General features: G+C 37.9%; 18 protein-coding genes and 1 pseudogene. 5 read left to right on the forward strand and 14 right to left on the reverse strand.

Annotated elements, in window-relative coordinates; translation table 11 throughout:
- Positions 1–65: 65 nt before the first annotated feature.
- On the reverse strand, positions 66–1,421 hold the full coding sequence (gene gabT, locus MKY06_RS20820) for a 4-aminobutyrate--2-oxoglutarate transaminase (RefSeq protein ID WP_014458523.1): 1,356 nt from the start codon (positions 1,419–1,421) through the stop codon (positions 66–68).
- A 276-nt stretch (positions 1,422–1,697) separates the two neighbouring features.
- Between gabT and MKY06_RS20825 the strand changes: the two genes are divergently transcribed.
- Positions 1,698–2,123: a DUF2621 domain-containing protein gene (locus MKY06_RS20825; protein ID WP_013058765.1), complete on the forward strand. Its 426-nt coding sequence runs from the start codon at positions 1,698–1,700 to the stop codon at positions 2,121–2,123.
- Between the two features lie 31 nt (positions 2,124–2,154).
- Here MKY06_RS20825 and MKY06_RS20830 read toward each other — a convergent pair whose 3' ends face one another.
- The 3 genes from MKY06_RS20830 to MKY06_RS20840 all read right to left on the reverse strand — a co-directional run bounded on the left by MKY06_RS20830 (position 2,155) and on the right by MKY06_RS20840 (position 4,226).
- Entirely contained in the window at positions 2,155–2,646 is a 492-nt protein-coding gene (locus MKY06_RS20830) for a CcdC family protein (RefSeq protein WP_013058766.1), read from the reverse strand.
- A 104-nt stretch (positions 2,647–2,750) separates the two neighbouring features.
- Positions 2,751–3,308 carry a DUF2179 domain-containing protein gene (locus MKY06_RS20835; protein WP_013058767.1) on the reverse strand — a complete coding sequence of 186 codons (558 nt, stop codon included), beginning with the start codon at positions 3,306–3,308 and terminating at the stop codon, positions 2,751–2,753.
- Between the two features lie 210 nt (positions 3,309–3,518).
- Entirely contained in the window at positions 3,519–4,226 is a 708-nt protein-coding gene (locus tag MKY06_RS20840) for a cytochrome c biogenesis CcdA family protein (RefSeq protein ID WP_013058768.1), read from the reverse strand.
- A gap of 140 nt (positions 4,227–4,366) precedes the next feature.
- On the opposite strand from MKY06_RS20840, the gene MKY06_RS20845 reads away from it, so the two are divergent.
- Positions 4,367–4,543 carry an aspartyl-phosphate phosphatase Spo0E family protein gene (locus MKY06_RS20845; protein ID WP_013058769.1) on the forward strand — a complete coding sequence of 59 codons (177 nt, stop codon included), beginning with the start codon at positions 4,367–4,369 and terminating at the stop codon, positions 4,541–4,543.
- 22 nt (positions 4,544–4,565) lie between these two features.
- Here MKY06_RS20845 and MKY06_RS20850 read toward each other — a convergent pair whose 3' ends face one another.
- From MKY06_RS20850 to yneA, 8 genes are all read right to left on the reverse strand, one after another.
- Entirely contained in the window at positions 4,566–6,371 is a 1,806-nt protein-coding gene (locus MKY06_RS20850) for an ABC transporter ATP-binding protein (protein WP_013058770.1), read from the reverse strand.
- Entirely contained in the window at positions 6,361–8,124 is a 1,764-nt protein-coding gene (locus tag MKY06_RS20855; RefSeq protein ID WP_098279096.1) for an ABC transporter transmembrane domain-containing protein, read from the reverse strand. Before MKY06_RS20855 ends, MKY06_RS20850 begins: the two co-directional genes overlap by 11 nt.
- Positions 8,125–8,214: 90 nt before the next feature.
- A complete protein-coding gene (locus MKY06_RS20860; RefSeq protein ID WP_013058772.1) occupies positions 8,215–8,427 on the reverse strand; it encodes a YneF family protein in 213 nt (70 codons plus the stop codon).
- 90 nt (positions 8,428–8,517) lie between these two features.
- Complete coding sequence (gene sirA / locus MKY06_RS20865) at positions 8,518–8,958, reverse strand: sporulation inhibitor of replication protein SirA (protein ID WP_013058773.1); 441 nt, start codon at positions 8,956–8,958, stop codon at positions 8,518–8,520.
- Between the two features lie 148 nt (positions 8,959–9,106).
- Positions 9,107–11,113, reverse strand: coding sequence for a transketolase (gene tkt / locus MKY06_RS20870; RefSeq protein ID WP_013058774.1), 2,007 nt, complete (start codon positions 11,111–11,113; stop codon positions 9,107–9,109).
- A gap of 167 nt (positions 11,114–11,280) precedes the next feature.
- Positions 11,281–11,511, reverse strand: coding sequence for a DUF896 domain-containing protein (locus tag MKY06_RS20875; protein WP_013058775.1), 231 nt, complete (start codon positions 11,509–11,511; stop codon positions 11,281–11,283).
- 69 nt (positions 11,512–11,580) lie between these two features.
- Entirely contained in the window at positions 11,581–12,249 is a 669-nt protein-coding gene (locus MKY06_RS20880; protein ID WP_289918076.1) for a YneB family resolvase-like protein, read from the reverse strand.
- 53 nt (positions 12,250–12,302) lie between these two features.
- Positions 12,303–12,632 (reverse strand): cell division suppressor protein YneA, encoded by a 330-nt coding sequence (yneA, locus tag MKY06_RS20885; protein ID WP_013058777.1) that lies wholly within the window; start codon positions 12,630–12,632, stop codon positions 12,303–12,305.
- A gap of 146 nt (positions 12,633–12,778) precedes the next feature.
- Between yneA and lexA the strand changes: the two genes are divergently transcribed.
- The 3 genes and pseudogenes from lexA to MKY06_RS20900 form a co-directional block, all read left to right on the forward strand.
- Complete coding sequence (gene lexA / locus MKY06_RS20890) at positions 12,779–13,396, forward strand: transcriptional repressor LexA (RefSeq protein ID WP_013058778.1); 618 nt, start codon at positions 12,779–12,781, stop codon at positions 13,394–13,396.
- 211 nt (positions 13,397–13,607) lie between these two features.
- Complete coding sequence (locus MKY06_RS20895; RefSeq protein ID WP_053487688.1) at positions 13,608–15,053, forward strand: hypothetical protein; 1,446 nt, start codon at positions 13,608–13,610, stop codon at positions 15,051–15,053.
- A gap of 32 nt (positions 15,054–15,085) precedes the next feature.
- Positions 15,086–15,640, forward strand: a pseudogene (locus tag MKY06_RS20900) (glycosyltransferase); the annotation flags it as partial.
- 38 nt (positions 15,641–15,678) lie between these two features.
- Here MKY06_RS20900 and MKY06_RS20905 read toward each other — a convergent pair.
- Together MKY06_RS20905 and MKY06_RS20910 are read right to left on the reverse strand one after the other, a co-directional pair.
- Positions 15,679–16,656, reverse strand: coding sequence for a cation diffusion facilitator family transporter (locus tag MKY06_RS20905; RefSeq protein WP_013058781.1), 978 nt, complete (start codon positions 16,654–16,656; stop codon positions 15,679–15,681).
- 108 nt (positions 16,657–16,764) lie between these two features.
- Positions 16,765–18,591: an APC family permease gene (locus tag MKY06_RS20910; RefSeq protein ID WP_013058782.1), complete on the reverse strand. Its 1,827-nt coding sequence runs from the start codon at positions 18,589–18,591 to the stop codon at positions 16,765–16,767.
- Positions 18,592–18,664 lie beyond the last annotated feature (73 nt).

An 18,664-nucleotide genomic window follows, 5' to 3' on the forward strand; every position in this document is an offset into this window, starting at 1 on the left:
CCCATTCTTTGTAATTCATGAAGAATGAGTGAAGAGTTCTCTCTTCACTCATATCTCAATTTCTCTTACACTTCAACAGTCTGCTGTACGCTTGCTTCTAGTGCTGCTTCAAAAATAGCTAAGCCTTCTTCTAGCTGCTCATCCGTAATAACAATCGGCATTAAGATACGAAGAACGTTTCCAAATACTCCTGCGCTAAGCAGTAATAATCCACGTTTGTTTGCTTCTTTTACGATACGCTGTGTAAGCTCTTTGTCCGCTTCTTTTGTTTCACGGTCTTTCACAAGCTCAATCGCAGACATCGCTCCTAATCCGCGAATATCACCGATACAGTCATATTTTTCTGCTAGTTTTTCAAATCGTGATGTTACCACTTTTCCAAGGTACTCACCGCGTTCGTTTAGCTTTTCTTCTTCAATGATATCAAGTACAGCTAAGGCTGCTTCACATCCAAGAGGACTTCCACAATACGTTCCGCCAAGCTCACCAGGATTAGATTCATCCATGATTTCAGCACGGCCAATGACACCGCTGATTGGTACGCCAGCTCCTAGTGATTTTGATACCGTAATTAAATCAGGCTCAACGTCAAAATGTTCAATACCGAAGTAGCGGCCTGTACGTGCAAATCCTGCTTGAATTTCATCTGATACAAATAAAATTCCGTGCTCTTTACATAATTGATACACTTCTTGCACAAAACGTTTACCTGGAACAATGAAACCACCTTCACCTTGAATCGGCTCCATTACAACAGCTGCAATCGTTTCCGGTGCTACTTCTGTATTTAAGAAGTTTTTGAATTCTGTAATCATGAAATCTTCGTATGCTTCAACTGATAACCCTTGTGGACGGCGATACTCATAAGGATATGGAGCTTTGTAAACTTCAGGAGCAAACGGTCCAAATTCATATTTATATGGTTTTACTTTACTTGTCATTGTCATTGTCATTAATGTACGACCATGGAAACCGCGGTTAAAGGAAATAATTCCTTGACGCTTTGTATATTTACGAGCAATTTTCACTGCGTTTTCTACAGCTTCTGCTCCGCTATTTAAAAGTAATACTTTCTTGTCAAATTCACCAGGTGCAATTGCTGCCAATCTTTCTGCAAGCTCTACATATGACTCATACATCATTACATTAAATCCTGTGTGAATAAAACGGTCTACTTGTTTGTGAAGCGCTTCTTTTACTTTTGGATGACTGTGTCCTACATTGATTGTGCCAATTGCGCCTACGAAATCAATAAACGTATTGCCATCGACATCTTTAACGATCGCCCCTTCAGCCGTATCAGCAAATGTCGGAATGCCATAACTTACACCTTTCGGAATGGCACGGTGTCTTCTATCTAATAATTGCTTTGCATTTTCTCCCGGTAAATTTGTTGCTACTTTGCTAAAAGTTTGACTCATTTTTTATCTTCCTCTCATATTAAATAATTCTTCAATTAGTTTATATGCAAAAAACGTGCCAACTTTTAAAAAGCTGAAAAATAAGGATTTTTAGATAATTCTAACGATAATTTACTCGTCAGCGAGTCTATATAAACTTATCGATGAGTCAAAAAAGACTTTCTTCTCCTACAAAGTACAGGAATTTTATATTGCCATAAAAGGAACAAGGCTTTTATAATAAATGTATAAATATAGTAATGTTTTGTTTAACCTCTTTATAAGGGAGTGAAAAATATGCTAGAGGGCTGGTTTTTATGGGTTATTTTATTTTGGGTTGTCTTTTTAATGAGCATGTTTGCTATCGGCGGATTTTTTATGTTCAGGAAATTTTTAAAGCGCTTACCAAAAGAAGACGGCATGTCTGAGCTTGATTGGCAAGATCACTATCTTTCCAAAACCGTCCACCTTTGGTCAGCGGATCAAAAGCAGCTATTAAACGTTCTTGTTGAACCAGTACCTGAACTATTTCGCGATGTAGCCAAACAAAAAATCGCGGGAAAAATTGGGGAACTCGCAATTGAGGAACAAGCAGCCTCTATAACGGAAGACTTAATCGTACGTGGATACATTTTAGCTACGCCTAAACGTGATCATAAATTTTTATTAAAAACATTAAAAAAGCAAAAAATAGATGCCGTCCCCTATCAGCATTTATTTTAAATCAAAAAAGGTGGCTGCGTAGCCACCTTTTTTAGTTTAATATCGTTGTATTAGCAAGACGATCATTATGCAGCTTTCGTTCGAGCTTTTTGTACGATGTGTACATAGCAATGCGCCAAGGTACAATCATACCAAATGCTAAGATCCAGAACATACCGCCAAGCTGGCCAACATCAATTGAAGAACTTAAATATATTTTCATTGCAATTCGAATAATAAGCAAACCAATAATAATGAATGCAAAAGCTTTTGAACGCTTCAAGTAAATATGATCGTCACGAATTTCAAATTTAGACGTTTTAATTAACAGGATTGAGAAAATCATGCCTGCTATTAACGCCTCAAGCAGTTCTGCACCCGTTACTCGAAACATTGGAAAGATAAACATTAACGCTCCCGTACTCATAAAAAAAGGCGGAAGTATAATTTTTTTTGCATTCGTTGGTTTATCAGCAGCTTTCATTCGAACAACTAATATGAAAGAAGCCATAAAAATTGCGACAAGTGTTGAAGCAATAACCAATGAAATCCTTCCTTTACTATAGTTTAGTGTTTACTTATATTATAATCCAAAAAACATCAGAAGTAAAAGTGCAACAAAAAAACAGAAGAGGATCTCTTCTGTTTTTATTTAGTAGAGGTGATATCTGCTTTTGCTTTTTGCTTTTGTTTTTGCTTTTTCATTGCTTTTAGTAAGAACCCGCCTTTAAATTTACGCGGCTCGTATGAAATAATGAAAGCACGAGGCTCATATTCTTCAATGAATGCTAATAGCTCTTCTTCTCTACTTCTTTTTGTTAAAATGTCTAATCTATAGCGTGCACTGTCTCTTCCTTCTCCTTGGTAAACAGTAACACCAAAACCTTCCTGTCGAAGGCGGTTAATCAACTCTTCATTTTTGGTCATAAGGTTAACTAAGAATGTTGTATATCCGATAGCAAGTCTAGATTCGATATAACTTCCAAGGATAATTCCCACTCCAAACCCAACTGCATATACAACCATAGCAAGCGTGCTTTGATCTCCTGAAAATACCAGGGATAAGCCGAATACATAAATTAACGCTTCAACAAATCCAAAAACCGAGGCATACATACTCATACCTTTGACTAAAAAAATTGTGCGCAGCGTCAAGATCGGTACATAGATCAGTTGCAAAAGCAAGATTAACAAAATATCTTTCAATTTATACACCTCTTTTTAACAATTAAAAATATGACGATTTTATTGTATCACTCCGTATTTATAGAAGATATAGTAAAAATAAATTTTTTCTATATATTTTTTCACATCATATTTGTGCTTATTTCCTAAGAGCGAAAGTAACTATTTTGTCTTTTAAAAAATAAAAAGAATCTGCCAATTCCCAGATTCTTTTTGTATCACTTTCCCTTTTCAGAAGCCCGTAAACCCTCCGAATACGCTCGTTGTATAAATAATAATTTTTGTCATCCAGTCAAAATACAAAATAAATCCCATTCCAATCATTGCGTATCCGCCAACTTTCATCATGGAATTCATATGTTTTTTTAACCAGTTCATTTTCCCAATAAAAAACGTCATAATAAAAAATGGAATAGAAAATCCAAGTGAATAAGTTATCATGTACAAAAGACCGGAGCCTGGGTTTGTCGCTGCAAGCGCCATAACCGATACTAAAATAGGGCCCGTACACGGAGTCCAGCCGGCAGCAAAAGCCATACCAATAAAAGAAGAACCTAAGAGTCCAGCCGGCTTATTTGCGAATTTAAGCTTGTGTTCCTGCATAAGAATTCGAGGCTTAAAAATCCCTAGTACAACTAGACCAAAGAAAATAATAAGAATAGCGCCAATCTGCCGAATTAAATCCTTATAGTTAAAAAACCACTGACCAATAAAAGAAGTGGCAAAGCCAATCATAATGAAAATAACAGAAAACCCCAATAGAAAAAAAGCTGTGTGAATAAAAGCTTTGCGCTGATGTGACTTAGCGCCTTCCTTTAGCTCGCTAACTGACACTCCTGTTATGTACGATAAAAAAGCTGGGTACAAAGGCAAACAGCAGGGTGAAATAAACGATAAAAACCCCGCGCCAAATGCCAAAAACAAATTTAAATCTCCCACATTTCCCACTTCCCTTTTTTTGTTCTTTTTGTTCTTTTTCGTTACCATTTTGTAACCAAATTGTCTTATCTCACTTCTTTCAAATAGTACCATTATCTTGTATAATTAGGTAAACGACTTGTTAGAAGGGATACATAGCATTGGCCAAAAAAGATATTCTATTAGCGATTGAAAAGAAACGAGAAGAACTCATCCGCATAGTCCGAGTAAGTGGATTAAACTCTCCACCTGCTATTAAACATAGTCAAGAATTAGATCATTTATTAAACGTTTACAATGAATTCCCTACTCAAACAACAGAAACAACCTCTTCATGAAGGTTGTTTCTTTTTTTCACCTTCACTCTATCAATTCTGTATAAATCTCTTTTACTCCTGTTTCTTTGCTGAAATTCTCTTCTTTTTCACTGTGCTGAAGCTGATACATATTATAGTACAAACCGCATTTGTTTAGCAGTTCAGCGTGCGTTCCTTTTTCGACGATTTTTCCTTTATGCAATACTAAAATACAGTCGGCGTGTTGAATGGTCGATAAGCGATGAGCAATCGCAATCGTTGTGCGGCCTTTTCCCATATCTCTTAACACCTCTTGAATCGCTTCTTCCGTTTCTGTATCAATGTGCGCTGTTGCTTCATCAAGAATAAGGATTTTAGGGTTTCGAATCACCGTTCTTGCAAATGCTAAGAGCTGGCGCTGACCGCTTGATAAAGTCGAACCTCTTTCCACTAGCACTTCATTATACTTATTAGGAAGTGCTTCGATAAATGCGTGAGCTTGCACAAATTTCGCCGCTGCTTTTACTTGCTCATCAGAAAAATGGTCTTCATGCAGCGTAATATTTCGCTTTACGGTATCGGCAAATAAAAAGGCATCTTGCAGCACCAGCCCTACCTCATCTCGAAGCTGTTTATTTGAAAAAGACGATAGCGGTTTATTATCGATCAAAATGTCTCCTTTTTGCTGCTCATAAAAGCGCATTAATAAATTAATGATGGAGCTTTTCCCGCTTCCAGTATGGCCTACTAAAGCCACTGTTTCTCCTTCGTTTACCGTAAATGATATATCAGAAAGCACATCTCGAACACCATCATAGGAAAACGTTACGTTTCTGAATTCTACCGTTCCTTTTTGTACCCCCTGCTTTTGTTCTCCTGTCATGACTGGATTTTTTTCTTTTTCATCCATCAAGTCAAATACCCGAGAGGCTGATACCATCGCTTGCTGATACATAGAAAGACGCTGCATCATTTCATTAACAGGTTCAAAAAAACGATCCAAGTAGTTGATAAACGCGTAAAGAACACCAATTTTAACAGGGCTGTCAGCTACGGAAATACCAAAATAACTGAGTACAAGAATAACGGCTAAAATGTAAAGTATTTCGACTGCCGGCCTCAGCAGCAAACCATCTAACTTAATATTGCGCATACCCGCTTTATAATGCTCATCATTAATTTCTTCAAATTCCGAGCGCAGCCGCTTTTCTTGACGAAATAACTGAATAATAGACATGCCTTGCAAAGACTCATGAAGCTTGGCATTTAATTGACTTAGCTTTTCTCGGAGCTGTCCGTAGTAAATAGCGCTGTAATGCTGATAAAGCTTCATAAGTCCCCAAATGAACGGGAGAAGAACTAAACAATAAAAAGCCAGCTTCACATCTAGCATAAACATGGCTATAAAAATACCGATCAAAAATACCCCATTTTGAATAAAAACCGCGATGACTTCCACAAACATTTCTTTCATGGCTTCCGTGTCATTTGTAATTCGAGATACCAGGCTTCCCGTTGGCGTGTTGTCAAAAAAGCGAAGAGCCAGGCGATGAACATGAGAAAAAACGTCAATTCGAATCTGCTGAATAATTTGAAGCGCAATTTTTTGAAACTGCAGAAGCTGAAAGTATTGAACGACAATTTTTAAAAGCTGTAAAAGCAAATAACTGCTCGCAAGCCACACAAGAGGCTGAAGAGGCAAGTACTTAGGAGTTAAATAATCGTCAATAAAAATTTTAATCAAAATGGGCCCTAATAAATCCGCAGCCGTAGCAATTAATAATAGTGTGAACGCTAAAAAAAATGATTTTTTATGCGGAATTGTATAGCGAAACAGACGTTTATGTACCGAAGAATGCTCAATTTTCATTTTTCGTCTCTCCTTCTTCTACCGCACGTTCAAGCTGCTGTCTATCGTACATATCCTGGTACCAGCCGCTCACGCTAAGCAGTTCCTCATGAGTTCCTCGCTGAATAATTTTCCCTTTATCAAGTACAAGAATCAGGTCTGCATGAGTAACCGAGCTCAGTCGATGCGCTGTAATAATCGTTGTTCGATTTTGACGTTTCTGCTTCAGCGCTTGTAAAATACCCGCTTCCGTTTTTCCATCTACCGCTGATAGCGAGTCGTCTAAAATTAAAAGCTCAGGATCTAATAGAAGAGCTCTTGCAATCGAGATACGCTGTTTTTGTCCACCCGATAACGAAACGCCTTTTTCACCTACTATTGTTTGATAGCCATCTGTAAAATCGAGGATGTCTCTATGTACATTGGCAACTTTAGCCGATTCTTTAATTTCTTGATTGCTTGCTTCTCTTTTTCCAAACGCGATATTATCAGCAACTGTTGTTGAAAACAAAAAGTGATCTTGAGGAACATATCCAATGCTTTTGTACAATGAATCAAAAGCATAGTCTTTAATGTCTTTTCCTCCCCATAAAACAGCTCCGTCGCTTACATCAAATTCACGAAGCAGCAGCTTTAAAAGCGTGGTTTTCCCAGCACCCGTCTTTCCGACAATACCTAACGTTTGACCGCGAGAAAGTGTAAAATAAATTTCGTTTAACGTATATTCATCTTCTTTAACATACGAAAACCTATGAATAACAGCTTCAATATTTCCTGTTGGCATTTCAACACTAGGATGCGCTGCTTCTTCAATCGAATTTTCTTCTTTTAATAAAGAAAATACCCTGTCATATGATGCTCTTCCTCGTTCCACAATGTTAAATAGCCAGCCAAACGCGAGCATCGGCCAAATAAGAAGGCCCAAATAAGTTGTAAAGGTAACAAGCTGCCCCAGTGTTAACTCTTCATTAATAACCATCTTGCTGCCAAAAATAAGAGCAAGTAAAAAAGAAAGTGCTACAATAATCGAAATGGTCGGATCAAACAATGCATCTACTCGGGCTACTTTCATGTTCTTTTGGACAACATCTGCAGACTTAATGCGAAATTCTTCGACATCAGCTGCTTCTTCCCCAAACGTCTTAATGACTTTAATTCCGCTAATGCTTTCTTGAACCTTATCATTTAAAGTAGAAAATGCTGCTTGTGCGTGATGAAACCGCGCATGAAGCAATGTACCATAGTAACTTGTTAAAACGGCCATAAGCGGCATAGGAATAAGGCAAATAAGCGTTAATTTCCAGCTGATTGTAAGGGCCATTGTGCATAGAACAAGCCCTCCTGTGACAATCGAATCTACAAGCGTCAGAACGCCCGAACCCGCAGTTTGTTGAATAGCTTGAATATCGTTCGTTGCATGCGCCATCAAATCCCCAATTCGCCGCCGCTGATAAAAGGCCTGATTCATCTTGGTAAAATGAGTGTAGAGGGTATTTCTCAGCTGCTTGGCTAGTTTAACAGATGAACCAAATATCATAATACGCCATATGTACCTTGTGAAATAGGCCACAACAGCAGCTCCTAGCAAAATGCCAACCATCTGCATTAAGCGCTTTCCATTCAGCGTCCCTTCTTTAATGCCATCTACCGTTAAACCAATAATTTTAGGCGGGAGAAGTTCTAATGCTGCCACAATAATGAGCAGCGCTATCCCCGATATGTAAGACTTTTTTTCCTGTTTGAAAAACCACCATAGCTCTCGAAAAATTTTCATCGTATCCCCCTAGCCCCACAACCATTTTCTTATATCTATCATAAAACAAAAGACACCCTTCTGAATAGAGAGTGTCTGTCCAATTAACCATTATTTAATTTGGCCGTTCATTGCTTTCATCATTTGGTTAATTTTTTTCTGCGATGGTTTCATGCCCATTTGCATCATCATCATTTTTAACATTTGTTCATTAATTGGTGGATTTTTCTTCAGATAGCTCATCATATATTTACGAGCAATGAAAAATCCTAGCGCTATCCCAACAATTAATGCTAGAACACCAACTAGAATATACATTCCCATGGTATTACTTCCTCCTTCGTGTTGTCTAACTTACAGTGTACTAGACCATACGCTATTATACAATATTTCCGTTCCAATTTCCTTAAATAATTACACAAATTTTCTTGTTTTCACAGGCCTCAGCCAGCCGTATTCATCCGTTCCATAATTCACTGCTAAAAAACAAGGATCTAGCTTGCGTAATACTTCAAAAAAAGCTGTCTCAGCATCAACATTGCCATCTCCTTCAATTGTTATACAGCTATTCGTTAATTTTATAGATGCTCGACTTTTTTTATGAGGATATTCCAGCACAAACGTCTCTTGATGAGTAAAAAAATGAGGATAATGAGAAAACGCCTGAAGTAATTCTCGTTGAATAAATGAAATGGGCAGTTGCCGAGTAATGTAATGAACTTGTTTTTGTAAGTGCGTTTCCTTCAAGTGACGCTTCATTCTATATTCAATCAGCAGCTGATAAATGAGCTTTTCTCTTCGAAAATAGGATGATGCAACTTCTTCCTCCATTAAATATACTTCATACGTTCTCACGATTCATCCTCCCTTTCGGCTCGTTCTTTTTTGTACCATTATACCGAATGGTGTACGCAATGCTTGTCTATCGATGAAAAAATTCCTTTGTTTTTTTGTCGAAAAAAAGAGCAGACCACAGGAGTCTGCTCTTTCTTATGAAAAAGAATTATGCATTAAGCAAGCTTTTCACTTTTGCTACTACATTTTCAACTGTAAAACCAAATTCTTTCATGATTGTTTCACCAGGAGCAGATGCACCGAAGTGATTAATACCAAGAACTTGTCCTTCGTCTCCAACATAGCGTTCCCAGCCAAGTGTAGAAGCCATTTCAATACCTAAACGTTTTTTCACTGATTTAGGGATAACACTTTCTTTGTACTCAGCAGATTGCTCTTCGAAACGATCCCATGCAGGCATACTTACTACAGATACGTCAATGCCTTCTGCAGCTAATGCTTTTTGTGCTTCTACTGCTAGGCTTACTTCAGAGCCTGTTGCAAGTATTAATGCATCGGCTTGGTCTTTACCAGCTTTAGATACAACGTACGCACCTTTAGACACGCCTTCGTATGCATTTTCTTTTGTACCTTCAAGCGTAGGCAAGTTTTGACGAGTCAATACAAGCGCCGTTGGGCGGTCAGTTGACTCTAATGCTAGGCGCCATGCAGCAGCTGTTTCATTTGCATCTGCAGGACGAACCACTGAAAGACCTGGCATTGCACGAAGTGATGGCAATTGTTCAATTGGCTCATGTGTTGGGCCGTCTTCTCCAACTGCGATACTGTCATGTGTGAATACATATGTTACAGGAAGCTTCATTAAAGCTGCTAAGCGAATTGCTGGGCGAAGATAATCAGAGAATACAAAGAATGTTCCTCCGAATACTTTTACACCGCCGTGTAGAGCCATACCGTTTAATGCAGCTCCCATTGCAAATTCACGTACACCGAACCAGATATTACGTCCGCTGTAATCAGCTGCAGTGAAGTCTTCTGAACCTTTAATCATTGTTTTATTTGAGCCAGCTAAGTCAGCTGAACCGCCGAAGAATTGAGGTACAGCTTGTGCTACTGCATTTAATACTTCTCCCGAAGAAGCACGGCTAGCTAGGCTTGAACCCGTTTCGTATGCTGGAAGCGTTTCTTCCCAGCCTTCCGGTAACTTTCCTTCTACTGCTAGTTCAAATTGACGACCTAGTTCAGGATATTTTTCTTTATACTGTGCAAATACATCGTTCCATTCGTTTTCTTTCTTTTGGCCATCTTCAGCAATTGTAGCTTTGAAGTGAGCATACACTTCTTCTGGCACATAGAAATCTTCTTCAAATGTCCATGCATAAGCTTCTTTTGTTAATTTTGTTTCATCGGAACCTAATGGAGAACCGTGCACGCCAGAAGTACCCGCGTGGTTTGGAGAACCAAATCCGATTGTTGTTTTTACTTCAATTAGCGTTGGGCGTGTTAAATCGCCTTTTGCTTCTTCAATTGCGTTTGCAATCGCTGTCAAGTCATTGCCGTCTTCAACGCGGATTACTTGCCATCCGTAAGCTTTGAAACGATCTTCTACGTTCTCAGAGAACGAGCGATCTAAATCTCCGTCTAAAGAAATATCATTTGAATCGTATAAAACAACTAAACGTCCTAATTTTAAGTGTGCCGCTAATGAAGCTGCTTCAGCAGATACACCTTCCATTAAGTCTCCGTCACCACAAATACCATACGTAAAGTGGTCTACAATTTCTAAACCTTCTTTGTTGTATGTTTCAGCTAAATGACGTTCTGCCATTGCTTTACCAACAGCCATTGCAATACCTTGTCCTAGTGGGCCAGTTGTTGCATCAACACCTGCTGTATGACCGAACTCTGGATGACCTGGTGTTTTACTTCCCCATTGACGGAAGTTTTTAAGGTCTTCAATTGATAAGTCATATCCAGCTAAATGAAGCAAGCTGTATAATAGTGCCGATCCGTGTCCTGCTGATAATACAAAGCGGTCACGGTTGAACCAGTTTGGATTCTTTGGATTGATGTTCATAAATTTTGTCCACAATGTATATGCCATTGGAGCAGCTCCCATTGGCATACCTGGGTGACCTGAATTTGCTTTTTCAATCGCATCGATTGATAAAGTACGAATTGTTGCAATCGAAAGATCTTCAATACGTTGTGTCATACTCTTCATTCCTTTCAAAACTATGTACATATGTTATCATACTAATGATTTGCTTATTTGTACAATACTTGAACCAAAAAAATTTCCACTTTTACAGTTTTTGTGTGCCTTATTAAAAATATACAAAAAACTAGAGGGAACTCTCCCTCTAGTTTTACTAGAACGTCTCAGTGAAGACGCTTCTTTTTACTCTCTTTTAACTTCTTAGGCGTAACATCTTTACCTTCTTCGTCCACAACTTTAATCGTATGAAGGTGATTTGTCATAGATTGTCGGAAAACTTTTAAATATTCCTGACGTAGCTCTTGCTGTTCTTTCGCTTCAGATTCTGTCAGCCCTTCAGCCTTTGCCTTTTTTGAAAGAGCATTAATACGAGCAAGTTTATCTTTTGATAGCATATAAAACCTATCTCCTTATAATCAATAATTAAAATTACCGAACCGTTCCGGCAACATGTAGTCATCTTACTAAATCTCTTTCGTTTTATCAAGAGATTGAGCACTGTCTTGGTACTCTTGATAGCGACGATGTACCGTCGCTTTTGAAATATTATAACCAAAACCTTTTAGCGTAACTGAAATTTCAGCAAAGGTTAAGCCGTTATGACGAAGGCGGACAATTTCTTCAATCGGCGCTTCTTTTTTTTCTCTTCCCGAGTTAACTCCTTGATTTTTTAAATTTTGCTGCGGACGATAACCTTTTTCTACGGCTCTTTTCATTCCTCTTTTAATTTTAGCATTATGTAATTTCCGCTGATGCTCTTCCACTAAGCTAATAATATCTAACACCATTGAATCAGATTCTGAAAGCTGAAGCTGGCCTTGATGACTAATCGTATAGATTGTAGCATTTTCTTTATGAAAAGCATGAAGCAGCGCAATTCGGGCGTTTCCTCTGCCTAATCGTGTTTCGTCTTGAATGAGCAGCACAGATATTTTCTCTTCTTTCATTGTATGAAGAACATCCAAAATACCCTCTCTGTCTACATCATATCCGCTTGCTTTTTCCATCACGACTTTTTTCACCTTTAGATGGTGAAGATCAGCAAGCTTTTTTAATTCTTCTTGCTGGCGCTGTAAAGATGTTTCTTGGGTTTTTTTATCCGTACTGACACGGCAATAAATAATGGCATCCACTTTTATCACGACCTTTTCGGCTTCTAACAATATTCAGGAACGGCCGTTACACACTACTGTTCAATTGCCACTTGATTATGTAACTCTTTTTTTAAAACAGGAATATATAATTTATCTCCAGGAGATAAAGACTGGGCAGTGTCTGAGTTTAAATCATTGACTTCTTCAACCCATTTGACAAATTCATTGGTGGTCAAATGATGGTGATTATGATACTTGTTGGACAAGTCCCAAAGCGTATCTCCTTTTGTAATAGTAACCGTTGAATATTTGTCTAAATCTACTTTATCCGCTCCTAAAACCAGCGTCAATACATATGTAAGTGCAGCGATAACTGCAAAAAAAATAGCGTAATGTTTCATAGAATGTAAGAATTGTTGCATATTATGATCCCCCTATCAGAATATATGTTCTTATTTTAGTGAGAACATTTGTTTCTGTCAATGGAATTCTTCGAACTTATGTTTGTATATTGACACATCACGTGGTATAATTCACCTAAAGAATAGCTAAAATCGAGGTGAAAAATATGAAGCTATCAAAACGTCAACAAGACATACTAGATTTTATTAAGCACGAAGTAAAATTAAAAGGTTATCCGCCTTCTGTTCGCGAGATTGGGGAAGCGGTAGGATTAGCCTCTAGCTCCACTGTACACGGGCATTTAGCTCGTTTAGAAAGCAAAGGGTTAATTCGCAGAGATCCAACAAAACCGAGAGCAATCGAAGTTCTTCAACTAGACGAAGTAAACATCCCTAAAAGCAATGTCATTAATGTTCCTGTTATTGGTAAAGTAACAGCGGGTCTTCCTATAACAGCCGTTGAAAATGTGGAAGAATATTTCCCTCTTCCAGATAAATTCGTTTCTCCAGATGATCATGTATTTATGCTTGAAATTATGGGAGAAAGTATGATTGAAGCAGGTATTCTAGATGGCGATATGGTAATCGTACGTCAGCAGCAAACAGCTAATAATGGAGATATTGTGGTCGCTATGACCGAAGACAACGAAGCAACGGTAAAACGCTTCTTTAAAGAAGAAAATTTCGTTCGTTTACAGCCTGAAAATTCAACGATGGCGCCTATTATTCTTCGCCACGTAACGATTTTAGGAAAAGTAACTGGTGTATATCGCACGATTCACTAATCAGACACTGTATGTAAAACCAACTAATCATGATGTTAGTTGGTTTTTTTACGTTTGTTTTCTAAAAAAATTGGCATATTATAAATGATACATTGAATCATCGCAGGCAGGTAGAACGGTTTTTATAAAGCTTGTTTTATCCTTTACTTTCTACCTGCATTTCCTCGACTCTTACAAGGAAATACAACCGACTATAAAAAGGATGTAGTTTATGACCAATACACCAAGGAAAACAGAACCATTTCAAACCATTGTACCTACCAAAGCAATGAACATGTTTCTTTTTCCTTTTTCCTTTGACCGAAAAAATAAAGAGCAGCTTGTTCATGCACTGGAAGCAAATTTGTTCGAGTTTTTTTCCATTCAAAACAAACATTTAGAAAAAGAATACTACGGAGAACAATATTACGTATCTCATGATAGCCTGGATCAATATTTTCTTCCTTACATTGAATGCATTCTATTCCCTGACTCGTGCGAAAAAGAAGGGTTGCTTAGATTTTCAAAAAAAATAGACCATACCATTACTTTACACACTTCCTCCACCACCGTGTCTAGCAACGTGCTGTCTGTGGATGTTTTTTTATGTCCTTTTGAAATTGGCGTCATGACCATTCGCACTGAGATGAGCCATAATCATTACACCTATGATGATATTTTAGAGTTCATGAATCATTTTCGTGTATTAGAACCGAAGCTTGCTGAAGAGCATGGATCCACCATTACCTATGAACATCATCGCTATAGCAAAGTGCAAGATTATATTTTTTCACAGCTCGCGCCATTTTTGAACGAACACATCAAGAAAGAAGCCACACGTGAACAGCACGTTGGGAGCCTTCCTTATTTTATCGATGAACGGATGTTTGTGTTAAGTTATGTAACGGTAAATCAAGAGCAAGAGATTAATTCCACAACTTTATTTCGTACTGGACAGCTAAATAGCTATACGCCTGGCGGGAAAGCGTTTATTTCTGCACACAATCATGAGTATATTAAAACGTATAATACTAAACACGTGTATTCCAGATGGGCTCCTGAAACCTATTACGTCATAACAGACCATGTGTTTTCGTGTATTTCTAAATCGACAGACTCTAAAACGGATCAGCTTTTGATGAATCATCTATTTGGCCAGCATTACTATAATTTATTTTTACATTTTTTCTATAAAATCGTGTTGCTAAAACTATCTTATGAATATTCTCAGCTCACGTTTCATAAAAATTCAGAGGGCATTGAACGACTAATCCGCTCTATTACCGTGTTTTCAGGTAAATATTTGTTTTTAGAAATTAGCTCTCGTACAGAAGGTCAAGAGTTTTCTGAGCTCTTTAAAAAAATCTTTCATATCAATTCTCTTTATCAAGAAGTCAAAGAAACCCTTGGTACTTTGTACCAAAATCAAGAGAAAATCGCAGCCAAGCGTCACAATTACTTATTATTAATTTTAACGATTTACACGGTTCTTTCCGGTATTTACGGAATGAATTTAGTTATTAGCAAACTAAAGGGAAACATCCATTGGGATAGTATGAAGCAGTTTTCTATCTTTGAATATATCGCTTTAATAGTAGCTCTATCAGGAATTCTGATCAGCATTAGTCTCGGAGTGAGTTCCCTATGGAATTTATTAAAAGATCGGTTTAAAACATAAAAGCTGTTCGCATACGTATGGATGTAAACAGCTTTTTAAATTATATGTCCGATATCGAAATCCCTAAAGACACGGGAGATTTTCGTATTATCGACCGAAAAGTAGCGGATGTATTCAAAAAAATGACTGAACGCAATCGTTTTGTACGAGGAATGATGTCTTGGATTGGCTTCAGGCAAACATATGTAGAATATGAGCGCGATGAACGCTTTGCTGGTGAAACAAAATATCCTTTAAAAAAGATGATCAAGTTTGCTTCAGATGGAATTATTGGGTTTTCAACGAAGCCTTTGCGTTTAGTAATGGTTATTGGCTGGTTATCGGTTTTTGTATCACTTTTAGTTTTAAGTTATTCGATTGTTGTTTGGCTGATAGGTAAAAACATTCAGCCTGGCTGGACTTCTATTATGGTAGCTATCACCTTCTTTAGCGGTATTCAGCTACTTGGCTTAGGACTAGTCGGACAATACATCGCAAGAATTTACGATGAAAGTAAAAATAGACCTATTTACGTTGTACGTGAAACCATTAACTTCTCGAAAGCTTCAACAGATTCTCCAAACGTACGTGAAAAAGTATATAGCTAAAAAAACAAGGAAGAAAACAGCTGTTTTCTTCCTTGTTTTTATTCTTTTTGAAGCTGTAAATCACTTGGCACCCAGTCCGGAATTCCATCATCTTCATCAAATTCAATAATGACATCCGTTACTCCTTTTTCCTGTAAAATACGATTTTCCAGACGATCTTTAATATCATCAGCTTCTGCCACTGTTAAAACAGGATCAATTTCTACTTTTAATTCAACGTGAAGCTCTTCTCCTTCTTTCATCACCATTAACGTTTGAATATCACGCACTTGTACATCTTGCATGACAATCGCGCCAATTTTCATTTCCATTTCTTTATCCGCTTCGCCAAGCGCTCCAGCAGCATTATCTAAAAAGACTCGTCCTACTACAAAAAACATCATAAGACCAATTAAAATAGAAGCAATTCCTTCAGCTTGATGAAAAGGCGTAAATCGCGAAATAAAAACGGCGATTAAAGCCAATACGCCTCCTCCAGTAGCTACCAGATCTTCCATAAAAACAAGTTTAGTTGCTGGCTTGGCTTTCTTTAAATGAACAAAGCTTTGCGCAAAAACATTTGTTTCTGCAGGGTTTATCCCCACATCGTGCAAAATTTCTTTCATTGCCTTAAATAGAACAAACATTTCAAGTAACACCGAGATGCCAAGTACTGCAATATTTAAAATAAAGCCTGAAGACTTCGTCGGATGAAGAATGTGGTGATATCCTTCTTTAATCGTTTCAAACGCCATAATTCCTACTACAAGAACCGCTCCTAATAGAACAAGATTAACCAATCGGCCAAATCCGTTTGGAAATCGTTTGGTCGGGGCTTTTTTACTTAATGCCGAACCTATAAAAACAAAAAACTGATTTGCTGCATCCCCTAAGCTGTGCATCGTTTCAGCAAACATCGCTACATTCCCTGTTAAAGCGAAAGCAATCCCTTTAATAATGGAAATAATAGTATTCACTATAGCGGCCATCATGGCCGATTTATTTCCTTTTCGCAATAACTTAATTAATTCACTCATACAATCCCTCCGTTTGCGCCTTTATGAGATTCGATTACGGTTAGTGTATGTGAATTTAAAAATTAAAAACCTCCAACATACAAGTTGGAGGTTTTTAGTCATGTTTCATTATTTTTTAAAACGGTACGGTACAGTTGTAACGATTACGTTTTTACGGTAAAGCAAATGTGCTTTTAACAGCAGACTGGACTGATTGTGAAGGATATTTTGCCAGCTTTTTTTCGTAATGAATTGTGGAATAACGACCGTAATAGCCATATTGTTTTCCCGCGCTTTTTCCTCGGCCATATCAATGAATCGAAACAGCGGCCGCACTAAGCTGCGGTATTGAGAATGAAACGTAACAATACGAATATCAGGCTGCCACTTCTCCCACTTCTCTTCCATTCTCTTTTCGCTTTCTCGATCAAAGGCCACATGCACTGCAATAACGGTATCGCCAATCGTTCTTGCATAATTTAATGAATTTTCTACTACCTTTGTCATTCCTGCTACAGGAACAATGACCACACTTCCTTCAAGCTTTCCAATCTTTTCTCCTTGCTTAATGCGAAGCTGCTCTCCTACCGCTTCATAATGCGTATGAATGCGATGAAAAATATAGACAATAACCGGTAAGAAAATGAGCACGGACCATACTTGTGAAAACTTCGTTGTAAACAAAATGATTAGCACAGTTAAGGTAATAAGCGCACCAATTAAGTTAATGGTTAGCTTTCCTTGCCAGCCGGCCGGCTTTTCTCTAAGCCATTTGACAATCATGCCTGTTTGAGAAAGCGTGAATGGAATGAACACTCCAACTGCATAAAGAGGGATTAATTGTTCAGTCGCTCCTTTAAAAGCTACAATTAAGACAATAGAAGCAATTCCAAGGGTCACAATTCCATTTGAATAGCCTAGTCGATCGCCACGAATTTGAAACATTCTTGGCATGTATTTATCAGACGATAAGTTGACAGCCAGCAAAGGGAAAGCTGAAAAGCCCGTATTCGCTGCTAGCACTAGAATTAGAGCTGTTGTGCCTTGAATAAAATAATAAAATCCATTTCGTCCAAACACACTCGATGCAATTTGTGATACAACCGTTTCATCTGCTTTTGGAGAAATGCCAAGCCAATAAGCTAAAAACGTGATGCCCGAAAATAAAACGGCTAAAATACCGCCCATCAGCATTAATGTATGAACAGCATTTTTTGCACCTGGCTCTTTAAAGTTAGGCACTGCATTTGAAATAGCTTCTACACCTGTCAATGCCGAACAGCCTGACGAAAAAGCTTTTAATAATAAAAACAAACTAATACCTGGCACTACTGTACCGAGAGATGGATGAAGCTCAGGTGAAACTTGACCTGTCGCTATTTTAAACAAGCCTACCGCTATTAACAAAATAAGAGCAATAACAAATAAATAAACCGGATAAGCTAATACAGAAGCGGATTCTGTTACACCACGTAAATTTAAAACAGTAATAAAAATCACCAGCAAACACGCAATTACTACATTGTAATGATGCAGCGTTGGAAAAGCCGAAGTTAAAGCATCGGTTCCTGCTGAAACACTCACGGCAACTGTTAAAATATAATCTACTAACAGTGACCCCCCAGCGATAAGCCCAGGATTTTCTCCTAAATTGGTTTTTGAAACAATATAAGCTCCTCCGCCTTGCGGATACGCATAAATAATTTGACGATATGAAAGAATTAAAGCCGTCAGGAGTACCAATACCCCAATCGCAATTGGAATCGAATACCAATAGGCAAGGACGCCGACTGTTGCAAGTACAATCAAAATTTGTTCTGTTCCATAAGCCACTGAAGATAAGGCATCTGAAGATAAAATAGCCAGTGCTTTAAGCTTACTAAGCTTTTGATCGCCTAACTCTTTTGTTTTAAGCGGCTTTCCAATCAATAATCTTTTGAGAACTGAATAGTTCACGCAATTTCCCTCCGATGATTGCCTAGCTACTATTTACTATTCATTGCTAAGCTCCGTTACAAGTTCACGAACA

It is taken from the genome of Priestia sp. FSL P4-0332, from assembly GCF_038005845.1.
In the GTDB taxonomy this organism is placed as follows: domain Bacteria; phylum Bacillota; class Bacilli; order Bacillales; family Bacillaceae_H; genus Priestia.

Coding starts and splice junctions, on each gene's coding strand:
- gabT (WP_014458523.1), bottom strand. CDS start 1,421: ATGAGTCAAACTTTTAGCAAAGTAGCAACAAATTTACCGGGAGAAAAT.
- MKY06_RS20825 (WP_013058765.1), top strand. CDS start 1,698: ATGCTAGAGGGCTGGTTTTTATGGGTTATTTTATTTTGGGTTGTCTTT.
- MKY06_RS20850 (WP_013058770.1), bottom strand. CDS start 6,371: ATGAAAATTGAGCATTCTTCGGTACATAAACGTCTGTTTCGCTATACA.
- MKY06_RS20855 (WP_098279096.1), bottom strand. CDS start 8,124: ATGAAAATTTTTCGAGAGCTATGGTGGTTTTTCAAACAGGAAAAAAAG.
- MKY06_RS20860 (WP_013058772.1), bottom strand. CDS start 8,427: ATGGGAATGTATATTCTAGTTGGTGTTCTAGCATTAATTGTTGGGATA.
- tkt (WP_013058774.1), bottom strand. CDS start 11,113: ATGACACAACGTATTGAAGATCTTTCGATTGCAACAATTCGTACTTTA.
- MKY06_RS20875 (WP_013058775.1), bottom strand. CDS start 11,511: ATGCTATCAAAAGATAAACTTGCTCGTATTAATGCTCTTTCAAAAAAG.
- yneA (WP_013058777.1), bottom strand. CDS start 12,632: ATGCAACAATTCTTACATTCTATGAAACATTACGCTATTTTTTTTGCA.
- lexA (WP_013058778.1), top strand. CDS start 12,779: ATGAAGCTATCAAAACGTCAACAAGACATACTAGATTTTATTAAGCAC.
- MKY06_RS20895 (WP_053487688.1), top strand. CDS start 13,608: ATGACCAATACACCAAGGAAAACAGAACCATTTCAAACCATTGTACCT.
- MKY06_RS20905 (WP_013058781.1), bottom strand. CDS start 16,656: ATGAGTGAATTAATTAAGTTATTGCGAAAAGGAAATAAATCGGCCATG.